At 64.2% G+C, this 17,843-nt stretch carries 15 protein-coding genes and 1 tRNA gene; 8 read left to right on the top strand and 8 right to left on the bottom strand.

Annotated features, from left to right (window positions below; genetic code table 11):
* The first annotated feature begins 429 nt into the window (after positions 1–429).
* On the top strand, positions 430–1,587 hold the full coding sequence (locus tag AWB74_RS26775) for a glycerate kinase (RefSeq protein WP_061149687.1): 1,158 nt from the start codon (positions 430–432) through the stop codon (positions 1,585–1,587).
* Between the two features lie 11 nt (positions 1,588–1,598).
* Here AWB74_RS26775 and AWB74_RS26770 read toward each other — a convergent pair whose 3' ends face one another.
* The 3 genes from AWB74_RS26770 to AWB74_RS26760 form a co-directional block, all read right to left on the bottom strand.
* Positions 1,599–3,035 (bottom strand): PepSY-associated TM helix domain-containing protein, encoded by a 1,437-nt coding sequence (locus AWB74_RS26770; protein WP_061149686.1) that lies wholly within the window; start codon positions 3,033–3,035, stop codon positions 1,599–1,601.
* 37 nt (positions 3,036–3,072) lie between these two features.
* Positions 3,073–5,430: a TonB-dependent receptor gene (locus tag AWB74_RS26765; RefSeq protein WP_061149685.1), complete on the bottom strand. Its 2,358-nt coding sequence runs from the start codon at positions 5,428–5,430 to the stop codon at positions 3,073–3,075.
* A 93-nt stretch (positions 5,431–5,523) separates the two neighbouring features.
* Positions 5,524–5,943 (bottom strand): DUF2946 domain-containing protein, encoded by a 420-nt coding sequence (locus AWB74_RS26760; protein WP_061149684.1) that lies wholly within the window; start codon positions 5,941–5,943, stop codon positions 5,524–5,526.
* 215 nt (positions 5,944–6,158) lie between these two features.
* Here AWB74_RS26760 and AWB74_RS26755 point away from each other — a divergent pair.
* Positions 6,159–6,245 (top strand) — tRNA-Leu (locus AWB74_RS26755).
* A gap of 48 nt (positions 6,246–6,293) precedes the next feature.
* Here AWB74_RS26755 and AWB74_RS26750 read toward each other — a convergent pair.
* Positions 6,294–6,680 carry a DUF5594 family protein gene (locus AWB74_RS26750; RefSeq protein WP_061149683.1) on the bottom strand — a complete coding sequence of 129 codons (387 nt, stop codon included), beginning with the start codon at positions 6,678–6,680 and terminating at the stop codon, positions 6,294–6,296.
* Between the two features lie 228 nt (positions 6,681–6,908).
* Here AWB74_RS26750 and AWB74_RS26745 point away from each other — a divergent pair, with 228 nt between their 5' ends.
* Positions 6,909–7,751, top strand: a complete 843-nt coding sequence (locus tag AWB74_RS26745; RefSeq protein ID WP_061149682.1) for a squalene/phytoene synthase family protein — start codon at positions 6,909–6,911, stop codon at positions 7,749–7,751.
* Here the strand turns inward: AWB74_RS26745 and AWB74_RS26740 are convergent.
* Together AWB74_RS26740 and AWB74_RS26735 are read right to left on the bottom strand one after the other, a co-directional pair.
* Complete coding sequence (locus AWB74_RS26740; protein ID WP_061149681.1) at positions 7,748–8,611, bottom strand: DUF1501 domain-containing protein; 864 nt, start codon at positions 8,609–8,611, stop codon at positions 7,748–7,750. The two genes, AWB74_RS26745 and AWB74_RS26740, sit on opposite strands and share 4 nt — an antisense overlap.
* A gap of 15 nt (positions 8,612–8,626) precedes the next feature.
* Complete coding sequence (locus AWB74_RS26735) at positions 8,627–9,019, bottom strand: hypothetical protein (protein WP_087039210.1); 393 nt, start codon at positions 9,017–9,019, stop codon at positions 8,627–8,629.
* A gap of 245 nt (positions 9,020–9,264) precedes the next feature.
* Between AWB74_RS26735 and ompR the strand changes: the two genes are divergently transcribed.
* The 4 genes from ompR (at position 9,265) to AWB74_RS26715 (ending at position 12,725) form a co-directional block, all read left to right on the top strand.
* Positions 9,265–9,990: an osmolarity response regulator transcription factor OmpR gene (ompR, locus tag AWB74_RS26730; RefSeq protein ID WP_008349770.1), complete on the top strand. Its 726-nt coding sequence runs from the start codon at positions 9,265–9,267 to the stop codon at positions 9,988–9,990.
* A 60-nt stretch (positions 9,991–10,050) separates the two neighbouring features.
* A complete protein-coding gene (locus AWB74_RS26725) occupies positions 10,051–11,415 on the top strand; it encodes an ATP-binding protein (protein ID WP_061149680.1) in 1,365 nt (454 codons plus the stop codon).
* Positions 11,416–11,563: 148 nt separating this feature from the next.
* Entirely contained in the window at positions 11,564–12,112 is a 549-nt protein-coding gene (locus AWB74_RS26720; protein ID WP_014191267.1) for a peroxiredoxin, read from the top strand.
* An 88-nt stretch (positions 12,113–12,200) separates the two neighbouring features.
* The gene (locus AWB74_RS26715; protein WP_061149679.1) at positions 12,201–12,725 is read left to right on the top strand and encodes a carboxymuconolactone decarboxylase family protein; all 525 of its coding nucleotides are present in this window, start codon (positions 12,201–12,203) and stop codon (positions 12,723–12,725) included.
* Between the two features lie 37 nt (positions 12,726–12,762).
* Here the strand turns inward: AWB74_RS26715 and ispF are convergent, their stop codons facing one another.
* Positions 12,763–13,254, bottom strand: coding sequence for a 2-C-methyl-D-erythritol 2,4-cyclodiphosphate synthase (gene ispF / locus AWB74_RS26710; protein WP_061149678.1), 492 nt, complete (start codon positions 13,252–13,254; stop codon positions 12,763–12,765).
* 30 nt (positions 13,255–13,284) lie between these two features.
* Positions 13,285–14,007 carry a 2-C-methyl-D-erythritol 4-phosphate cytidylyltransferase gene (gene ispD / locus AWB74_RS26705; RefSeq protein WP_061149743.1) on the bottom strand — a complete coding sequence of 241 codons (723 nt, stop codon included), beginning with the start codon at positions 14,005–14,007 and terminating at the stop codon, positions 13,285–13,287.
* Between the two features lie 126 nt (positions 14,008–14,133).
* Between ispD and mfd the strand changes: the two genes are divergently transcribed.
* On the top strand, positions 14,134–17,607 hold the full coding sequence (gene mfd, locus AWB74_RS26700; protein WP_061149677.1) for a transcription-repair coupling factor: 3,474 nt from the start codon (positions 14,134–14,136) through the stop codon (positions 17,605–17,607).
* Positions 17,608–17,843 lie beyond the last annotated feature (236 nt).

Genomic DNA, 17,843 nt, shown 5'->3' with positions numbered 1-17,843 from the left:
AAATCGACGCCTGGCGCCGGGAGACGCACGTAAAACGCGCCTGCCGGGAGTGCCGGATCGTCGTCCGACACGGTGTCAGTCAACAGAGCCAAGTATTCTAGCAAACAAATCCGGCGCGGCCCGGACACGGAAACGCGAACAAGCCGTTTTGGCACGATTTCGCCAAAAAAGTGCCTTTTTTCCGTCGGATTTCGGCGTAAATCCGCGTTTTACCGGCAAGCCTGCGCGCGCACAATTCCCGTTATCGGCACGCCGCTATTTTGCGGCGCGGGCCGCGCTGATAAGCTTGCCGGCGCATGATTCACGCGACGAAGCCGCCTGCCGCGCGATGCATTGCCGCAACGCATGAAGCGCATGCATCGACGGCATAGATAGCGCCTCGCCGCGGCTTTTCAATCGTTCCTTCCACAACAGAACATTCGAGACACCATGCCTAACGCCACGTCTGCCACGCCTGCTGCTCCCATCGTCGTCATCGCTCCCGATTCCTTCAAGGGCTCGCTTTCCGCCGAAGGCGTCGCGAACGCCATCGCGGAAGGCATCAGGCGCGCGCGGCCGGACGCCGACATCCGTATCCGTCCGATGGCCGACGGCGGCGAAGGCACGCTCGACGCGATGTTGTCGGCGGGCGGCGAGCGCCGCATGCTCAATGTGCGCGGCGCAGCAGCCGCGCGCCGCGACGCCGCGACGGGCCTGCTCGCCGATGGCGGCGCGATCGTCGAAACGGCGGAAGTCGTCGGCATCACCGATCCGGACGGCATGGCCGTACCCGTTACCGAGCGCAGCACGCTCGGCATGGGCGAAGCGATCCGCGCGCTGCTCGATTCCGGCGCACGCACGTTTTACGTCGCGCTCGGCGGCAGCAGCACGAACGACGGCGGCGCGGGCTTGCTCGTCGGCCTCGGGCTCAAGCTCTTCGACGCGAGCGGCAACGAACTGGAGCCGGTGCCGTCGGCGCTCGCGCGGATTGCGCGCATCGATGCATCGGGGCTCGATCCGCGTGTGAAGGATGCGGAATTCGTCGGCATGTCCGACGTCGACAATCCGCTGACGGGCGATCACGGCGCGACCGCGATCTTCGGCCCGCAAAAAGGCGTGACTCTGGAGCAAGTCGCGACGATCGACGCCGCGCTGACCCATTTCGCCGATCTGCTCGAACCCGCGATGGGCGTCAAAAAACGCAACGAACCCGGCGCGGGTGCGGCGGGCGGGCTCGGTTTCGCGCTGCACATGCTCGGCGCGCGCTTCGAGACGGGCGCGGAAGTCGTCGCGCGCGAAATCGGGCTCGATGCCGCGCTCGAAGGCGCCAACTGGCTCATCACGGGCGAAGGTCGCTCGGATGTGCAGACGCTGCACGGCAAGGCGCCGTTCATCGCCTGCAAGCACGCGCGCGATCACGGCGTGCCGGCCTCGCTGCTCTCGGGCGCGGTCGATTCGGCGGCGCTGCCGCGTCTTTCCGAATTCTTCAGCGGCTGCTTCTCGCCCGCGCCCGGCCCGATCACGCTCGAGACGGCTATTCGCGACGCCGCGCGGCTGCTCGCGAATGAAGCCGAGCAGCTCACGCGACTGCGCTTCGGGTCGGTCTGATCAAGCGATGATCACGCGGCCGCCCGCTTCGCTCCGAACGCGAGGCGGTCGACGCACCAGACCGCGAGCATCGTCGCGCCCATCAGCGGGAAAATCATGCCGAGCACGGTCAGGCCGCCGCGCCATGCGCGCATCGGCGCTCGCCTGACCGGCCGCGCCGGTGCGCCGAGCTCGCGTGCGGGCCGACGCTTCATCCACATGATGAAGCCCGTCACGGCGAGTGCGGCGAGCCCGAGCGAGATCGCCGAGCACGCGATCTGGTTCGCGAGCCCGAAGTAGCGTCCCATGTGCAGCGACGTGCCGTAAGAGATCCATTGCGCGACGCGTCCATAGCTCTGGTAGCCGATGTCCGACAGCACGCGCCCGCTGTATTGATCGATGTGCAGCGTGCGTTCCGCGCGCGGATCGGCGGGGAAATACGACACGGTGTAGACGCCCGTCGGCTTGGTCGGCAGCGCGATGCCGTAGTCGTCGGTGACGCCGTTTTTTGCGGCGAGCGCGGCCACGTCATCGATCGATACGCGCGCTGCCTGCTTCGATGCGCTGTCCGGCACATCCGTCGCACCGACGGCCCACGGCGTCTGATGCAGCGGCAGATCGTCCATCTTCATGTGCATGCCGTGCATCGCGTGTTCATCCGCGTCTTTCGATGCCGATGCCGCCGGTGCGGTCGAATGCACATGCGCTTCGCCCCACGCGCCCTCTGGATAACCGAGCGACGCCGATGTCGCCAGCGCCTTGAACTCCTTGCCCCACGATCCCGACCACGGCAGCCCGGAGAGCACGAAGAACAGCGCGCCGATCGCGAGCCAGACGCCGCCGACCGCATGCAGATCGCGCCACCACGCGCGCCCTTGCAGCGACAGTCGCGGCAACCACACGCCGCCCTTTGCCCCGTTCGAACGGCTCGGCCACCAGAGTGCGATGCCCGTGCCGATCATCACGAGCGTCCAGCAGCCGGCGAGCTCCATCACGAGTTCGCCGGTCTTGCCGAGCATCAGACCGCGATGCAGATTGCGCACCTGCTTCATCAGCCGATGCTCGACGGAGAGCGTGCCGAGCACCGCGCCATCGTAGGGATTCACGTACACGCTTTCGCTTTCGCCCGACGGCAGACGAAACACGAATTCGGCACTGCGCGTGCGGTCGGCTTCGATCTGCACGAGCGTCGGCACCGCACCGCGCGGCTCGCTCGCGAGAGCTTTCGCGAGCAGCACATCGCGCGAAAGCTGCGGGCCGTGCGTATCCGCGACGACCATTCTGTCGCGATACAAAAGCGGCTCGATCTGCGGCTGAAAGCAATAGATCGTGCCGGTGATCGCGAGCACGATGAGCAGCGGCATCACGAAGAGCCCCGCATAGAAGTGCCAGCGCCAGAGCGTGCGGCGATGCGCGATGTTTTCCGCATCCGGCGTGGCGGCTGCCGTGTTCAGATTGGGTGCGAGCATGGCAATTCCCGTTCAAGAAGTGTTGAGTCGAAGCGCATCAGATGCCGATGCGCCCTTCGAGATAGAACGTGCGCCCCGCATACGGATGGAACACGTAGTAGCGCTTGTCGAACAGGTTGTCGACGCCGACGCCCAGTTCCGTGCGCTTCGTCGGCTTCCAGGTGAACTTGGCGTCGACGACCGCGTACGTGCTCGTGCCGCCGTAGGTGTCGGGATTGACGTCCGTGTTCGTCAGCGTGTTGTACTGCCGCCCCGAGTAACGTACCGCGAGCGTCGTCGCGGTATTCCCGGGCGTGTGATACGTCGCCGCCACGTTCGCGCGCCACAATGGAATGCGATAGAAGTACTTCCCCACCGACGCCGGATTGTTGGCGTTCGCGAGAATCTTCGACTGCGTGTACGCCGCGTTCGCGATGAGATCGAGCCCGCGCAACAGCACGTCCTGCCCTTCATAGGCGAATTCGACGCCGCGCGAACGCACCTTGTCGATGTTCTGGAAGTTCGTGACGTTCGGAATGACGGTCGTGTTGGTCTGACTCAGGATCGTGTTCTTCACGTCGTCCTGAAACAGCGTGAATCGATACAAGCCATTGCCGCGCACCCATTCCGCCGTCAGTTCCTTCGACAGATCGTCTTCGGGTTTCAGATTCGGATTGCTGTTGACGATGGAGATGCCGTTGATCTGCCCTTGAAACAGCTCACCGACGGTCGGAAACCGGTATGCGCGCCCGATCGATGCACGCAAGGTCAGATCCTGCGTGACATCGAACGACAGCGACGCTTTCGGCGACCAGTGGCTTTCGCTCGCCTCCGGATAGCCCAGCGCGGTCACACCGACGGCGCGCGTGCCGTCGTATGCGTTCCAGTTCTCGTAGCGCACGCCGTAGACGAACGCCCAGCGTGGCAGGAAGCGCCAGGCGTCCTGCGCATAGACCGCCTGCGTGCGCGTGCGTCCGCCGAACGAATTGGCAAAGGACACGCCGCCGCCATCGCGCCAGGCGGCCGTGTTCGAAGTCACGTTGTCGAGAAAGTAGTTGTCGTAGTGATAGCCGAACGACAACGCGTGCGCGGTGAGACCCGAGCGCGCGGTGGGCGTCCAGCTCGTGCGCAGATCGAGCGATTTCCAGCCCGAGCCGCTGCCATCGGTGAGGGTGCCGGGACCATCGCCGGGCACACCGGAGCTCGCCGTGCGCGCGATGCTCTGCGTGATGTCGAAGTACGACGCGATCGCCTCGGCGTTCCAGCCCGTGTCGTTGTGCGTGCGCAGCGACAGGCCGTAGAGGAAGTTTTCGCTCGATCCCATGCTCGGCGCGAACGTCGCCGCGGGAATGTTGTATTCGAGCCCGCCGATGTTCACGCGGCCGCTATACACCGGATTGCCGGCTGCATCGCGCAGGAAGGTCTGCGTATCGCTGTTGTACTTCTGATGCCAGTAGCCGAGCGTGAAACCCGCCTGCAGCGTGCTCGTCAGATCGTAGGCGAGCTTCACGCGCAACTGATCCTGAAACGTGCGCTCGATCGCCTCGCTCGACGTGCCGAGCACCGCGGTGCGCGCGTTGAACTGGTCGTTGTAGAAGTACGCGCCGGTAACGGGCCTGTCTGCGGCGGTCGCGGGCGTCGTCGATTGCGCGAACGTCGCGAACTGCAGCGGCTGCCCCGTGTTCTCGAGATGATCGACGCCGATCAAAAACGAAAACTTGCCGATCTTGTCGCCGATGGTCGCCGTCGTGTTCGTGCCGTTGAAATTGCGGTTCACGCCGAAGAGATCGAAGTGCTGCGTGAAGCCCTGCACTTTCGCGTCGGCCTCGAACTGCGTCGGCATGCGCGTCGTGATCGCGACCGTCGCGCCGATCGAATTGCCCGGATAAAGCGCGGAATACGGGCCGTAGATGACGTCGGTGCGTTCGATGTCGTCGGCGAATACCATCGACCAGCGCGGCGCGAAGGTGAACGTGTTGCCGAGGAAGTTGCTCAGCAGAAGACCATCGGCATAGACGAGGCCGCGCGCGGTCTGCGCGTTGCTCGTGCCGCGCACGGCGATGGTCGCGTTCGGGTCGCCGATGAAGCGCTTGCGCACCGCCATGTTCGGCGCGTACTTGAGCACGTCTTCGGGCGTCGTCACGTTCCAGTACTGGAACTGATCCGCGGTGACGGTATCGACGCTCGCGGGCAGATTCGGATCGAGCGACGACGCGCGCGGTGCCGCCTGCGCGGTGACGACGACCGGAGCGAGCGCCGCATCGTTCTGATTGGTGGGCGCGTTGTTATCGACTTCTGCATTGGCCGCCGCGGACAAAGCCGCATGCGCCATCAGCGACAGCGGCAGCCAGGCGCGGGAACGCGCGACGGCGCGATGGCGCGAACGCCGTCGCGCTCGCGTTGAGAGCGTGAACATCGTGAAATCCTGAAAAGAACTGACGAGCGATCGCGCCCGTTCGCCGCACTCATGCGCGCAGCGAACGTTGAAGCGATCGGACGGAGGACGATTTCAGGAAAGAGCGGGAGGCGCGCGCGGACTCGCGGCGTTGAAGGACTTCGAAACGACAGTGTCGATATCGGCGAATGTCGACGCGCGCGTGACGCGTTCGATACGCACGATGTCATGCGTAAGCCCGATAGCGAGCGGCAGATTGTGCGCGAGCAGTCCGCAGTACGAGCAGGCGTCGAAATGACTGGCGGCGTCGTGATGACCCGCGTGCGCGGTATCGTCCTGCGCGACGGCGTGATGACCTTCGTGCCCTTCGTGCTCATACGCTTCGGTCGCGTCGACGGCGCAGAGGACCGTTTCCGGATCGCTCGCGGCAGCGCGTGCGGCGAGCGTCTGACTGATGACCGGCGCGACAATGGCGAGCCACATGGCGGCGATGCCGAGCCATGCGACGAAGCGATTGCGCGCGTTGCGAGTCATAAGGGAAGGTGTGCGTGCCGAAGCGGGAGGATTGAACGAGATTGTAGGCAGGCATCGGACAAGCCGCAATCTTGCGATGCGTATGGTCGGCATCGAAAGCCATTCACGCCGTGCCCAACCGTTCCGGGCGCGAAGTGCCGCGACGCAATTTCGCAGACATCGACAGACGAATCGGTTAGAATTTCGGGCTTGGCACAGCGGACCGGTGCCTTGCTGCGAGGATGGCGAAATTGGTAGACGCACCAGGTTTAGGTCCTGACGCCCGCAAGGGTGTGGGGGTTCGAGTCCCCCTCCTCGCACCACACGAAACACGAAACCCCTTTCATCGGCAAAGGGGTTTTTTGTTTGCGTCAGACGTCGATTTCGCCCATTTCGACCATCATCACTTCGCCCTTCGCCTGCGAGCGACCCGCGAAGTCCACACCCGACTGATCCATCAGGCGCCTGATCTCCTCGGGCATGCGCTCGCTTGCGCGCGCGGCAGCCACCGGCCGGTCGACGTGCGACAGAAACCGTCGCGCGCATGACGGCTGCCAGTACACGAAGACATTGAGCGGAAACGAGAGCTTCGCGTCGGCGCGGCGATGCGCGGTGATATGCAGCCCGATCGTCGGCGAGACGTGCATCTGACGCGGACACACGCGAAAATCGAAGCCGAAATTCGTTGCCACGCTTCTCACGAGGTACGGCAGGCATTTGTCGCCGAATTGCTTGTTCTCGGATTTGCTCAAGCCCATGCGTGCCTCCCGTCGATTCTGCCAATGTGGCGCACGTGAGCATCGGGCGTCGGTGGTTCGGCGCACAATCGCGCGCAGCATTTTCCGCGATGGTCAGCGAAGCCGCGCCCCGCCGGATAAAATGAGCGGCCGTGCGTCACCCGGCGCCTTGCGCGCGGCGCGAGACGAGAACAACCGCCACCAGCCGGCCGCGACGCTCATCCTTCGAACTCCCCACAAGCCCCGTTCGTGAATTTCGACGACTATTGCCAGCAAAAGGCCGCGCCCGAAGGCTCCGGCACGTACTACGCGCTGCGCCGCGCGGCGGCGTCGAGCCAGCCGCTCCTGACCGCGCTGTACGCGCTCTATCGCGAGATCGAAGAGACCGTGAAGGAGACCAGCGATCCGACCATCGGCCGCACCAAGCATGCGTGGTGGCAAAACGAGCTCGCCCGGCTCGACGGCGGCGAGCCGACGCATCCGGTCACCAAAGCGTTGAAGGCGCATGCGGGCGACGCCGCGCATCCCGTTCTCGACGATGCCGGGCGCGCGTCGCTTGCTGAAGTCGTCGACGGCTTCGGCATGGATCTGGATCAGGCGCGCTATCTCGACTGGCCCGGCTTCAGGCGCTATCTCGAGCAGACGGGCGGCGCATTCGCGACGGCCGTCGCACGCGGGAGCGCGCGCGATCCGCAGCGCGCCGCGGAATGGGCCGCGCCGCTCGGCTCGGCGCTGCTGCTCGCCGAGCGCGTTCAGGCGATCGGCGACGATGCCAGGAACGGCCGCATCTACATTCCCATCGACGAGTTGCAGCGCTTCGGCGTGACCGCGGCGGACATCATCAATCGCAAGTACAGCGATGCGTTTTCGGATCTCATGCGCTTTCAGACCGAGCGCGCCCGGCGCTCGCTCGACGATGCGCTCACGGCGATTCCCCATTCCGAACGCGCGACGCAACGCGTGCTGCGCGCCCAGGCCGCGCTGTCGCTTGCGTTATTCGACGAAATCGAGCGGGAGCACTTTCAGGTGCTGCATCAGCGCATCTCGCTCACGCCGATTCGCAAGCTGTGGATCACGTGGAAGACGCGCTAGGCACGCAGCAGCGGCAGCGGTTCGATGCCCGCAGCGCCGAGCACGGTTGCATAGAGTCTTCTGAAGTCGATGTCGACGGGCACGCCGCCGTCCGCATCGAGCCGATCGAGCCGCGGCGGCATGCCGAAGAGTCCGCCGCGCACGTTTCCGCCCATCAGAAAATGCGGCGCCGCCGCCCCGTGGTCCGTGCCGCCCGCGGCGTTTTCACGCGCGGCGCGTCCGAATTCCGAACGCGTCATCACGAGCGTGCGATGCCATGCGCCGGACGCGATCAACGTCGCGCGCAGCGATGCCAGTCCTTCCGCGAATCGTGAGAGGAGCATCGCATGCCGATGCGCCTGATTCTCGTGTGTGTCGAAGCCGTGCAGCTTGACATGGATCGCGTTAAGGCCGCCTTGCGTGCGATGCGTCGCGAGGCAGCGCGCGGCGGCGTCGAAAGAAGCGACGCTCGTACGCGCAAGCCAATCGTCGTGACGATACTCATCCGCATGCGACGCCGTGTCCCAGATCTGCCATGAGCGAAAGTGCGAGCGGTTCGGCGCGTCGTAGCCGACGCCCTGCACGATCGCCAGTTCGTTCGCGCGCCACGCGCTCATCAACGGCAGCAGCGACGGATGCAAGGCCGTGCGTTCATTCAGCGGAATGACTTGCTCGCGAGACAGCGCGAGGTTTGGGCGCAACGCGCGATAACGAGGATCGGCATAAGGGATGACCGTGTTGAGGCCGTCGTTGCCACCGTCGAGATCGACGAGCACGAGCGTATCGACGGAATAGGAACGATCGAAGGCGCACGTCTCGCCGATGCCGCCCGCCCATCCCGCGAACGCGCCGGCAATCGAGAGGAATTGACGTCGGTTCATCGCGGTTCGCGCCGCTTACCGCTTGTAGAGATCGCGCACCGCTTCTTCGATGTGCTGACGCAAGAGACGCCGCTCATCGGCGGTCATCACGGTGTGGCGCGGCGGCCGTGCGGGCGGTGTCTGATCGGCCTGCTGCACGGGCTGCATCGCGGAGGTCCGGGGGTCGCGATCGCGGGTGGAAGAAACCGCGCTCTTGCTCACGCGCTGCTGCGCGCGAATCATCCGGCCATCGAAGCGATTCGGCGGGTTCGTGATGCTGCGATCGAAGGTATTGCCGTCGCGCGTGAAACCGGTGGATTGCGCATAGGCATGAGGGGTGCTCAGTACTGCATATAGCGCACTGGCGATGAGAGTTTTCCTGAGAATGCGCTCGGTGCGCACGGGTCCGCGCTGTCGCGCTCCCTTCATGTTGTTCCCTTCGTTGCTCGACAACCGGACAGCCTCATTCTTTTCATGCACGTCTTCAGAAGGGCTTGGTCGGGCCGCAAGACGCGCTGGTCTAATGGAGTATCTACCGAATGGCGGGCTCAGGTAAAGCAGTGTACGCAGCAAACCCTTAGGCCGTGCCACAGCCTCCGTAAATTTTGTAACCAACTGTTACACTCGCTTTTGTTACAAACTCGGCGTTTGATCAAACGCGCTAAGATGCCCTCATGGAAACCAAGAACCCCTCAAAAATTCTCGTAGTCGACGACGATCCGCGCCTGCGCGATCTGCTGCGGCGCTACCTCGGTGAACAGGGCTTCAACGTGTACGTCGCGGAAAACGCGCCGTCGATGAACAAGCTCTGGGTGCGCGAGCGTTTCGATCTGCTCGTGCTCGATCTGATGCTGCCCGGCGAAGATGGTCTTTCCATCTGCCGGCGTCTGCGCGGCAGCAACGATCGCACGCCGATCATCATGCTCACCGCGAAGGGCGAAGATGTCGACCGCATCGTCGGTCTCGAAATGGGCGCCGACGACTATCTGCCGAAGCCGTTCAATCCGCGCGAGCTCGTCGCGCGCATTCACGCGGTGCTGCGTCGTCAGACGCCGTCCGAATTGCCGGGCGCGCCGTCCGAGACCACCGAAGTGTTCGAGTTCGGCGAGTTCGCATTGAATCTCGCGACGCGCACGCTCACGAAGAACGGCCAGGAAATTCCGCTGACGACCGGCGAGTTTTCGGTGCTGAAGGTGTTCGCGCGCCATCCGCGTCAGCCGCTCTCGCGCGAAAAGCTGATGGAGCTGGCACGCGGCCGTGAGTACGAAGTTTTCGATCGCAGTCTCGACGTGCAGATTTCGCGTCTGCGCAAGCTGATCGAGCCCGATCCCAGCAGTCCGCGCTTCATCCAGACCGTCTGGGGCCTGGGCTACGTCTTCATTCCCGACGGCGCTGCCTGATTCACTTGAGCGAGTCTCACCACGCTTTATCCCCTTCACAGAGCTGAGCCCGACAGACCCATGCGCATCGACAGGCGGCTACTGGCGCTCGCGTTCGGCGGCCTGTTCTGGCGAACCTTCGCGCTGATCGCGCTGCTCATCGCCGTCAGTCTGACGGCGTGGTTTCAGAGCTTTCGCGTGATCGAGCGCGAGCCCCGCGCGCAACGCGTGGCGCTGCAGCTCGTCGCCGTGGTCAAGCTCACGCGCACCGCCCTGCTCTATTCCGATCCCGATCTGCGCCGCGCGCTGCTTCAGGATCTGGAGAGCAACGAGGGCGTGCGCGTGTATCCGCGCGAAACCAGCGACAAATACAAGCTGCAGCCCGACGAATCGCTCAACCGGCTCATCGAACGCGACGTGCGCGGGCGGCTCGGCAACGAGACGATCATCGCGCAGTCGGTGAACGAGATTCCCGGCGTGTGGATCAGCTTCAAGATCGACGACGACGATTACTGGGTCGCCCTCGACCGCGATCAGCTCGACACCGTCACCGGCCTGCAATGGGCCGGCTGGGGCGTCTTCGCGCTGGCGCTCTCGCTGTTCGGCGCGGCGTTCATCACGAGTCTCGTGAACCGGCCGTTCGCGCGGCTGGCGCTCGCGGCGCGCAAGCTTGGTTCGGGACAATCGCCCGAGCGTCTGCCCGAGCGCGGCATGGGCGTTGCGGCGGAAACCAATCGAAGCTTCAACCAGATGGTGCAGGATCTCGAACAGCTCGAAGCGGATCGCGCGCTGATGCTCGCGGGCATTTCGCACGATCTGCGCACGCCGCTCGCGCGCCTGCGTCTCGAAACCGAAATGAGCCCGTCGGACGAAGCGACCAAGCTCGCGATGATCGACGACATCGAGCAGATGGACATGATCATCGGACGCTTTCTGGATTACGCGCGGCCGATGCAGCGCATGCCCGAAGCCGTCGATCTTTCGATGATCGCGAGCGAGCTCGCCGTGCGCTTCCAGGCCGACGACGGCGTCGTGATGCGCACCGATCTCGCGCAGGGCGCCGTGATCGAAGGCGATCCGACGGACGCGCGCCGCGTCGTCGGCAACTTGCTGGAAAACGCGCGCAAGTACGGGCGCAGCGAACACGACGACATCGCGCGCATCACGCTGCAGACGCGCGTGGCGCACGGCAAGGTCGAGCTCTCGGTGATGGACGAAGGCCGCGGCATCCCCGACGATCAGGTGGCGCTCATCACGCGCCCGTTCTATCGCGTCGATACGGCGCGCACGCAGGCGAACGGCACGGGTCTTGGCATGGCGATCGTGCAGCGGCTCGTCACGCGGCAACGCGGCACGCTGCGGCTGCGCAATCGCACGCCCCTGCCCGGTTTCGAGGTCACGATCGATTTCCCGCCGATGAAAGGCGGCGCGCGCTTCGAAGGCTAGAACGCCGTTTGAGGCGATCGCTTAAATCGGTTTAAGATGAGTCGGGCTCACGTGCAGCAGGCCTCGGCACGAAAGTGTCACGCGCGCGTTACGGCGATCCGGTAGTTTGATTGGAGCGCGTCCTTTCAACGATTCCAGGAGTTCCTGAATGAAGACCGTTGGCGATAAAGTCGAAGCATTCACCGTCACCGCTGCGAAGCCGGGTTTCAACCATCACGAAGAGAACGGCCAGTCCGCTTTCGAGGAAGTCACCGAGCAGTCCTTTCCCGGCAAGTGGAAGATCATCTACTTCTATCCGAAGGACTTCACGTTCGTGTGCCCGACGGAAATCGTCGAGTTCGCGAAGCTGGCGAAGGATTTCGAGGACCGCGACGCGGTTCTGCTCGGCGGCAGCGTCGACAACGAGTTCGTCAAGCTGGCCTGGCGCCGCGAGCACAAGGATCTGAACAAGCTGAACCACTACGCGTTCGGCGACGTGAAAGGCGAACTCATCGACCAGCTCGGCGTGCGCGACAAGGAAGCCGGCGTGGCGCTGCGCGCGACGTTCATCATCGATCCGGACAACGTGATTCAGCACGTGTCGGTCAACAACCTGAACGTGGGCCGCAGCCCGGAGGAAGTCCTGCGTATTCTCGACGGCTTGCAGACGGACGAACTGTGCCCGTGCAACCGCGCGGTCGGCGGCGCGACGCTCTAAGCGTTCCTAGTGCCGTAAAGCCCGCCATCCGGCCGAGCCATGCTCGGCGCTGGCGGGCTTTTTAACGCCATCGAATAGGAGAAGAACAATGGAATTCCTGTCTGCGATCAAGGAACTCGTGCCCGACTACGCGAAGGACATTCGCCTGAACGTCGACGGCACGATCGCCCGCTCGTCGCTCGAAGGCGATGACGCAGTCGGCGTCGCGCTGGCCGCCGCGTTCGCCGCGAAGGCGACGAAGCTCGTCGGCATCATTCGCAATGCGGGCGTGCTCTCGCCGGAAGAGACGAATGCCGCGCTCACCGCAGCCGCCCTGATGGGCATGAACAACGTCTGGTATCCGTATCTGGAGATGGCCGACAACGCCGATCTCAAGACCCAGCCCGCGGGCCTGCGCATGAACGCGTACGCGTCGCACGGCGGCGTCGACAAGCGGCGCTTCGAGATGTACGCGCTGGCGGCATCGATCATCGGCAAGTGCCATTTCTGCGTGAAATCGCACTACGAAAATCTCGTGACCGAAGGCATGTCGACGACGCAACTGCGCGACGTCGGCCGCATCGCGGCGGTGATCAATGCGGTCGCGCTGACGATCGAAGCGGAAGGGAAATAAGCGCTTCGAAACGCCGCAGACGCCGCAGACGCCGCGCTCAATGGTCGATCGACGTGCGGCGCAAGAGCACCGCGGCTTGCGCCTCGATGCCCTCTTTCCGGCCGAGATAACCGAGTTTCTCGTTGGTCTTGGCCTTCACGTTCACGCGATCGATCGAAAGATCGAGATCGGCGGCGATGTTCGCGCGCATCGCGTCGATGTGCGGCGCGAGTTTCGGCGCCTGCGCGATGATCGTGCTGTCCACGTTCGCGATCGCAAAACCCGCTTCCGTCACGCGCTTCACGGCTTCGCGCAGCAACACGCGGCTGTCCGCGCCCGCAAATTCGGTCGCCGTGTCCGGAAAGTGCCGCCCGATGTCGCCGAGCGATGCCGCGCCGAAGAGCGCGTCGGTGATTGCGTGCAGCAGCACGTCGGCGTCGGAATGGCCGAGCAGCCCGCGTTCATAAGGGATCGTCACGCCGCCGATGATGAGCGGGCGGCCTTCCACGAGTTGGTGGACGTCGTACCCTTGTCCGATTCTGAAATCCATCGATCGAAACCTTGCAGTAAAAGTAAGCGTTTAGGGCTTCACGGAAAGAATCGCGCCCGCCAGCGCGAAATCTTCCGGATAAGTCACCTTGAAGTTGCGCAAGCTGCCCTGAACCAGCTTCGGCGAGTGCCCGAGCCATTCGATGGCGCTCGCTTCGTCCGTCAGGTCGTGGCCGTCGTGACGCGCACGCTCGATCGCTTCGCGCAGCATGCCGAGCCGGAACATCTGCGGCGTCTGCGCCTGCCAGAGACCGTCGCGCGATTCCGTCCGGGCGATGCGCGTGTGGCTGCCCGGCGCATCGGGCATGTTCGGTGCGACGCGTTTCAAGGTATCCGCGACCGGCAGCGCGAGAATGCCGCCGACCGCATCATCGCGCAGTTCCGCGACAAGCTTGCGGATCAGCGCCGGCGTGATGCCGGGGCGCGCGGCGTCGTGCACGAGCACCCAGTCGTCGTCGCGCGCGCCGAAGTTCGTGAGCGCGACGAGCCCGTTGTACACCGACGCCTGCCGCGAGGCGCCGCCGCAGCGCTCCACCGCGAAGCGCAGCCCGGCGAAGCGGCGGGCGTCGAAATGATGGTCGTCCGGTGCGAGCACGACGAGCGTCTGCGAGAATTCGGAGCACGCGTCGAACGCCGCGAGCGTGTACGCGAGCATCGGGCGGCCCGCGACCGTCTGGTATTGCTTGGGCATCGGCGCGCCGGACCGGCTGCCGGTTCCGGCGCAGGGAATCAGTGAAAACAGGCGGGAGGTCACGGGCAAATGAGCGGGTAAATGAGGTGACAAGTCAAAGTTGAAGCCCGGATTTTATAATACGTCTTTCGCGACCACGTCCGGCGCACCGTTTCCGGTGTCGCGCACGGACGGTTCACTGCACACCCTATGTCCTCCAAAGCCGTCAAAGCGCAGTCCAGTTCTCCCATCGCGCTCGTGAAGGCGGGCCAGCGCTTCGCCTTCGACGGCGCGTCGGGCTCCTCCGATGCGCTCGCCATCGCGCGCTATCACGCCGCCCATCGGGAAAGCGTGCCGCTCCTGACGGTCGTCACCGCGAGCGCCGTCGATGCGCAGCGCCTCGCCGCCGAAATCCCCTACTTCGCGCCGGACGCGCGCGTGCGCCTCCTGCCCGACTGGGAGACGCTGCCTTACGACACGTTCTCGCCGCATCAGGATCTCGTGTCCGAGCGTCTCGCGACCCTGCACGATCTCGGCGAAGGACGCTGCGACATTCTCATCGTGCCCGCAACGACGGCGCTTTACCGTATGCCGCCGGCATCGTTTCTCGCGGCCTACACGTTTTCGTTCACGCAAGGCGAACGCCTCGACGAAGCGAAGCTCAAGGCGCAACTGACGCTGGCGGGCTACGAGCACGTGAGCCAGGTCGTGCGGCCGGGCGAGTATTGCGTACGCGGCTCGCTGATCGATCTTTATCCGATGGGCTCGCCGCTGCCCTATCGCATCGACTTGTTCGACGATCAGGTCGATTCGATCCGCGCCTTCGATCCCGACACGCAGCGCAGCCTCTACCCGGTGCGCGACGTGCGCCTGCTGCCGGGCCGAGAGTTCCCGTTCGACGAAGCCGCACGCACGGCCTTTCGCAGCCGCTGGCGCGAAACGTTCGAAGGCGATCCGAGCCGCTCGCAGATTTACAAGGACATGGGCAACGGCGTGCCGTCGGCGGGCATCGAATATTATTTGCCCCTTTTCTTCGATGAAACCGCGACGCTCTTCCACTATCTGCCCGAAGGCTCGCAGCTTGCGTTCATCGGCGACATGGACGCTGCGATCAAGCGCTTCACGCACGACACGAAGCAGCGCTTCGACTTCCTTTCGCACGATCGCGAGCGCCCGCTGCTCGAACCGCGCCGGCTTTTCCTGTCCGACGACGATTTCTTCACGTTCGCAAAGCCTTTCGCGCAGCTCAAATTCCCGGCGACGCCCGAAGGCGGCTGGGCTTTGCCGCTGCCCGGACTCGCGATCGACCGTCACGCCGACGAACCGCTGCTCGCGCTGCGCCATTATCTGGAGCAGACGGAGAACCGCGTGATGCTCGTCGCGGAATCTGCGGGACGGCGCGAGACGATTCAGCAATTGCTCGCCGAAAACGGCCTGCGCGGCGAGTCACACGACACGTTCCAGGAATGGCTCACGAGCGACGGCAAGTTCACGCTCGGCATCGCGCCGCTTTCGACCGGCTTCGTGTTGACGTCGGAGAAGCTCGCGATCGTCACCGAAACCGAGTTGTACGGGCCGCTCGCGCGCCGCGCCGGACGACGCCGGCAGGAACAGGCGAGCAACGTCGATTCGATGGTGCGCGACTTAGCCGAGCTGAAAATCGGCGATCCAGTCGTGCATGCGCAGCATGGCATCGGCCGATACATGGGCCTCGTGTCGATGGATCTCGGCGAAGGCGAAACCGAATTCCTGCACCTCGAATATCAGAACGAGGCGAAGCTGTACGTGCCGGTCGCGCAGTTGCACGTCATCTCGCGCTATAGCGGCGCGGACCCGGACAGCGCGCCCTTGCATCAGCTCGGCTCCGGCCAGTGGGAGAAGGCGAAGCGCAAGGCCGCGCAGCAGATCCGCGATACCGCCGCCGAACTGCTGAACCTGTATGCACGCCGCGCATCGCGCGAAGGTTATGCGTTCAAGCTCGAACCGCGCGACTACACGAAGTTCGCGGAGAGCTTCGGCTTCGAAGAGACGCCCGATCAGGCCGCGGCGATCGCATCGGTCATCGGCGACATGACGAGCGGCAAGCCGATGGACCGCCTCGTGTGCGGCGACGTCGGTTTCGGCAAGACGGAAGTCGCGTTGCGCGCCGCGTTCATCGCGGTGATGGCGGGCAAACAGGTCGCGATTCTTTCGCCTACGACGCTGCTCGCCGAGCAGCACACGCAGACCTTCACCGACCGCTTCGCCGACTGGCCCGTGCGCATCGCGGAGCTGTCGCGCTTCAAGACCGGCAAGGAAGTATCGACCGCGATACAGCAAATCAACGAAGGCAGTATCGATATCGTCATCGGCACGCACAAGCTCTTGTCGAGCGATGTGAAGTTCAAGCGGCTCGGGCTCGTGATCATCGACGAGGAGCATCGCTTCGGCGTGCGGCAGAAGGAGGCGCTCAAGGCGTTGCGCGCCGAGGTCGACGTGCTCACGCTCACCGCGACGCCGATTCCGCGCACGCTCGGCATGGCGCTCGAAGGCCTGCGCGACTTCTCGGTGATCGCGACCGCGCCGCAGAAGCGCCTCGCGATCAAGACCTTCGTGCGCCGCGAGGAAGACGGCGTGATCCGCGAGGCGATGCTACGTGAGCTCAAGCGCGGCGGCCAGGTGTACTTCCTGCACAACGAAGTCGAGACGATCGAGAACCGTCGCACGATGCTCGAAGCGCTCGTGCCCGAGGCGCGCATCGCGGTGGCGCATGGACAGATGCACGAGCGCGAACTCGAACGCGTGATGCGCGATTTCGTCGGGCAGCGCGCGAACGTGCTGTTGTGCACGACGATCATCGAGACCGGCATCGACGTGCCGAGCGCGAACACGATCCTCATGCATCGCTCGGACAAGTTCGGGCTCGCGCAGCTGCATCAGTTGCGCGGGCGTGTCGGGCGCTCGCATCACCAGGCGTACGCGTATTTGCTCGTGCACGATCCGCAGTCGCTGACGAAGCAGGCGCAGCGCCGGCTTGAGGCGATCCAGCAGATGGAGGAACTCGGCTCGGGCTTCTATCTCGCGATGCACGACCTCGAAATTCGCGGCACGGGCGAAGTGCTCGGCGACAAGCAGTCGGGCGAAATTCAGGAGATCGGCTTCCAGCTTTACACCGACATGCTGAACGATGCCGTGCGCGCGTTGAAGGAAGGACGCGAGCCGGATCTGAACGCGCCGCTCGCGGCGACGACGGAGATCAACCTGCACGCGCCCGCGATCCTGCCCGCCGATTACTGCGGCGATGTGCAGGAACGTCTGTCGCTGTACAAGCGTCTTGCGAACTGCGAATCGAGCGATGCGATCGATGGCATTCTCGAAGAGCTCGTCGACAGGTTTGGCAAGCTGCCGCCGCAGGCGCATGCGTTGGTCGAGACGCATCGGTTGAGGCTGGCGGCGAAGCCGCTCGGCATTTCCAAGATCGATGCGGGAGAGCAGTCCATCTCGCTGCAGTTCATTCCGAATCCGCCTGTCGATGGGATGAAGATCATCGAGATGGTGCAGAAGCATAAGCACATCAAGCTGGCTGGTCAGGACAAGTTGCGGATCGAAGCGCGGAGTCTGGATCTTGCGGTGAGGATTTCTACTGTTAAGGAGACGCTGCGGGCGTTGGGGGGGCCGGTGAGGCAGGCGGTTGCCGCCAGGTGAGGTTTGTTTTGGTTTTGGCTGCCGTGAAATCCTGATTTCGTATCGGTTTATTAGCACTGCCCCTCCCCGGGGCGGGGGTAACTTTCTTTGCTGCTGCAAAGAAAGTCACCAAAGAAAGCAGCTTTTCCTAGCCTGAGCACTTCATGCCGGCCGCGGCACGGGACTGTCCAAATTTTTGTGTGCAAGGCGGATGAAGCTTCCAGTCAGGACACTCATCGTGATCCTAGAAGCTGGGC

Origin of the sequence: Caballeronia arvi, from assembly GCF_001544695.2 — a bacterium.
GTDB classification, from domain to species: Bacteria; Pseudomonadota; Gammaproteobacteria; order Burkholderiales; family Burkholderiaceae; genus Caballeronia; species Caballeronia arvi.
Note: the sequence above shows the minus strand (reverse complement) of the source record. Positions and strands in the feature narration are given on the sequence as shown.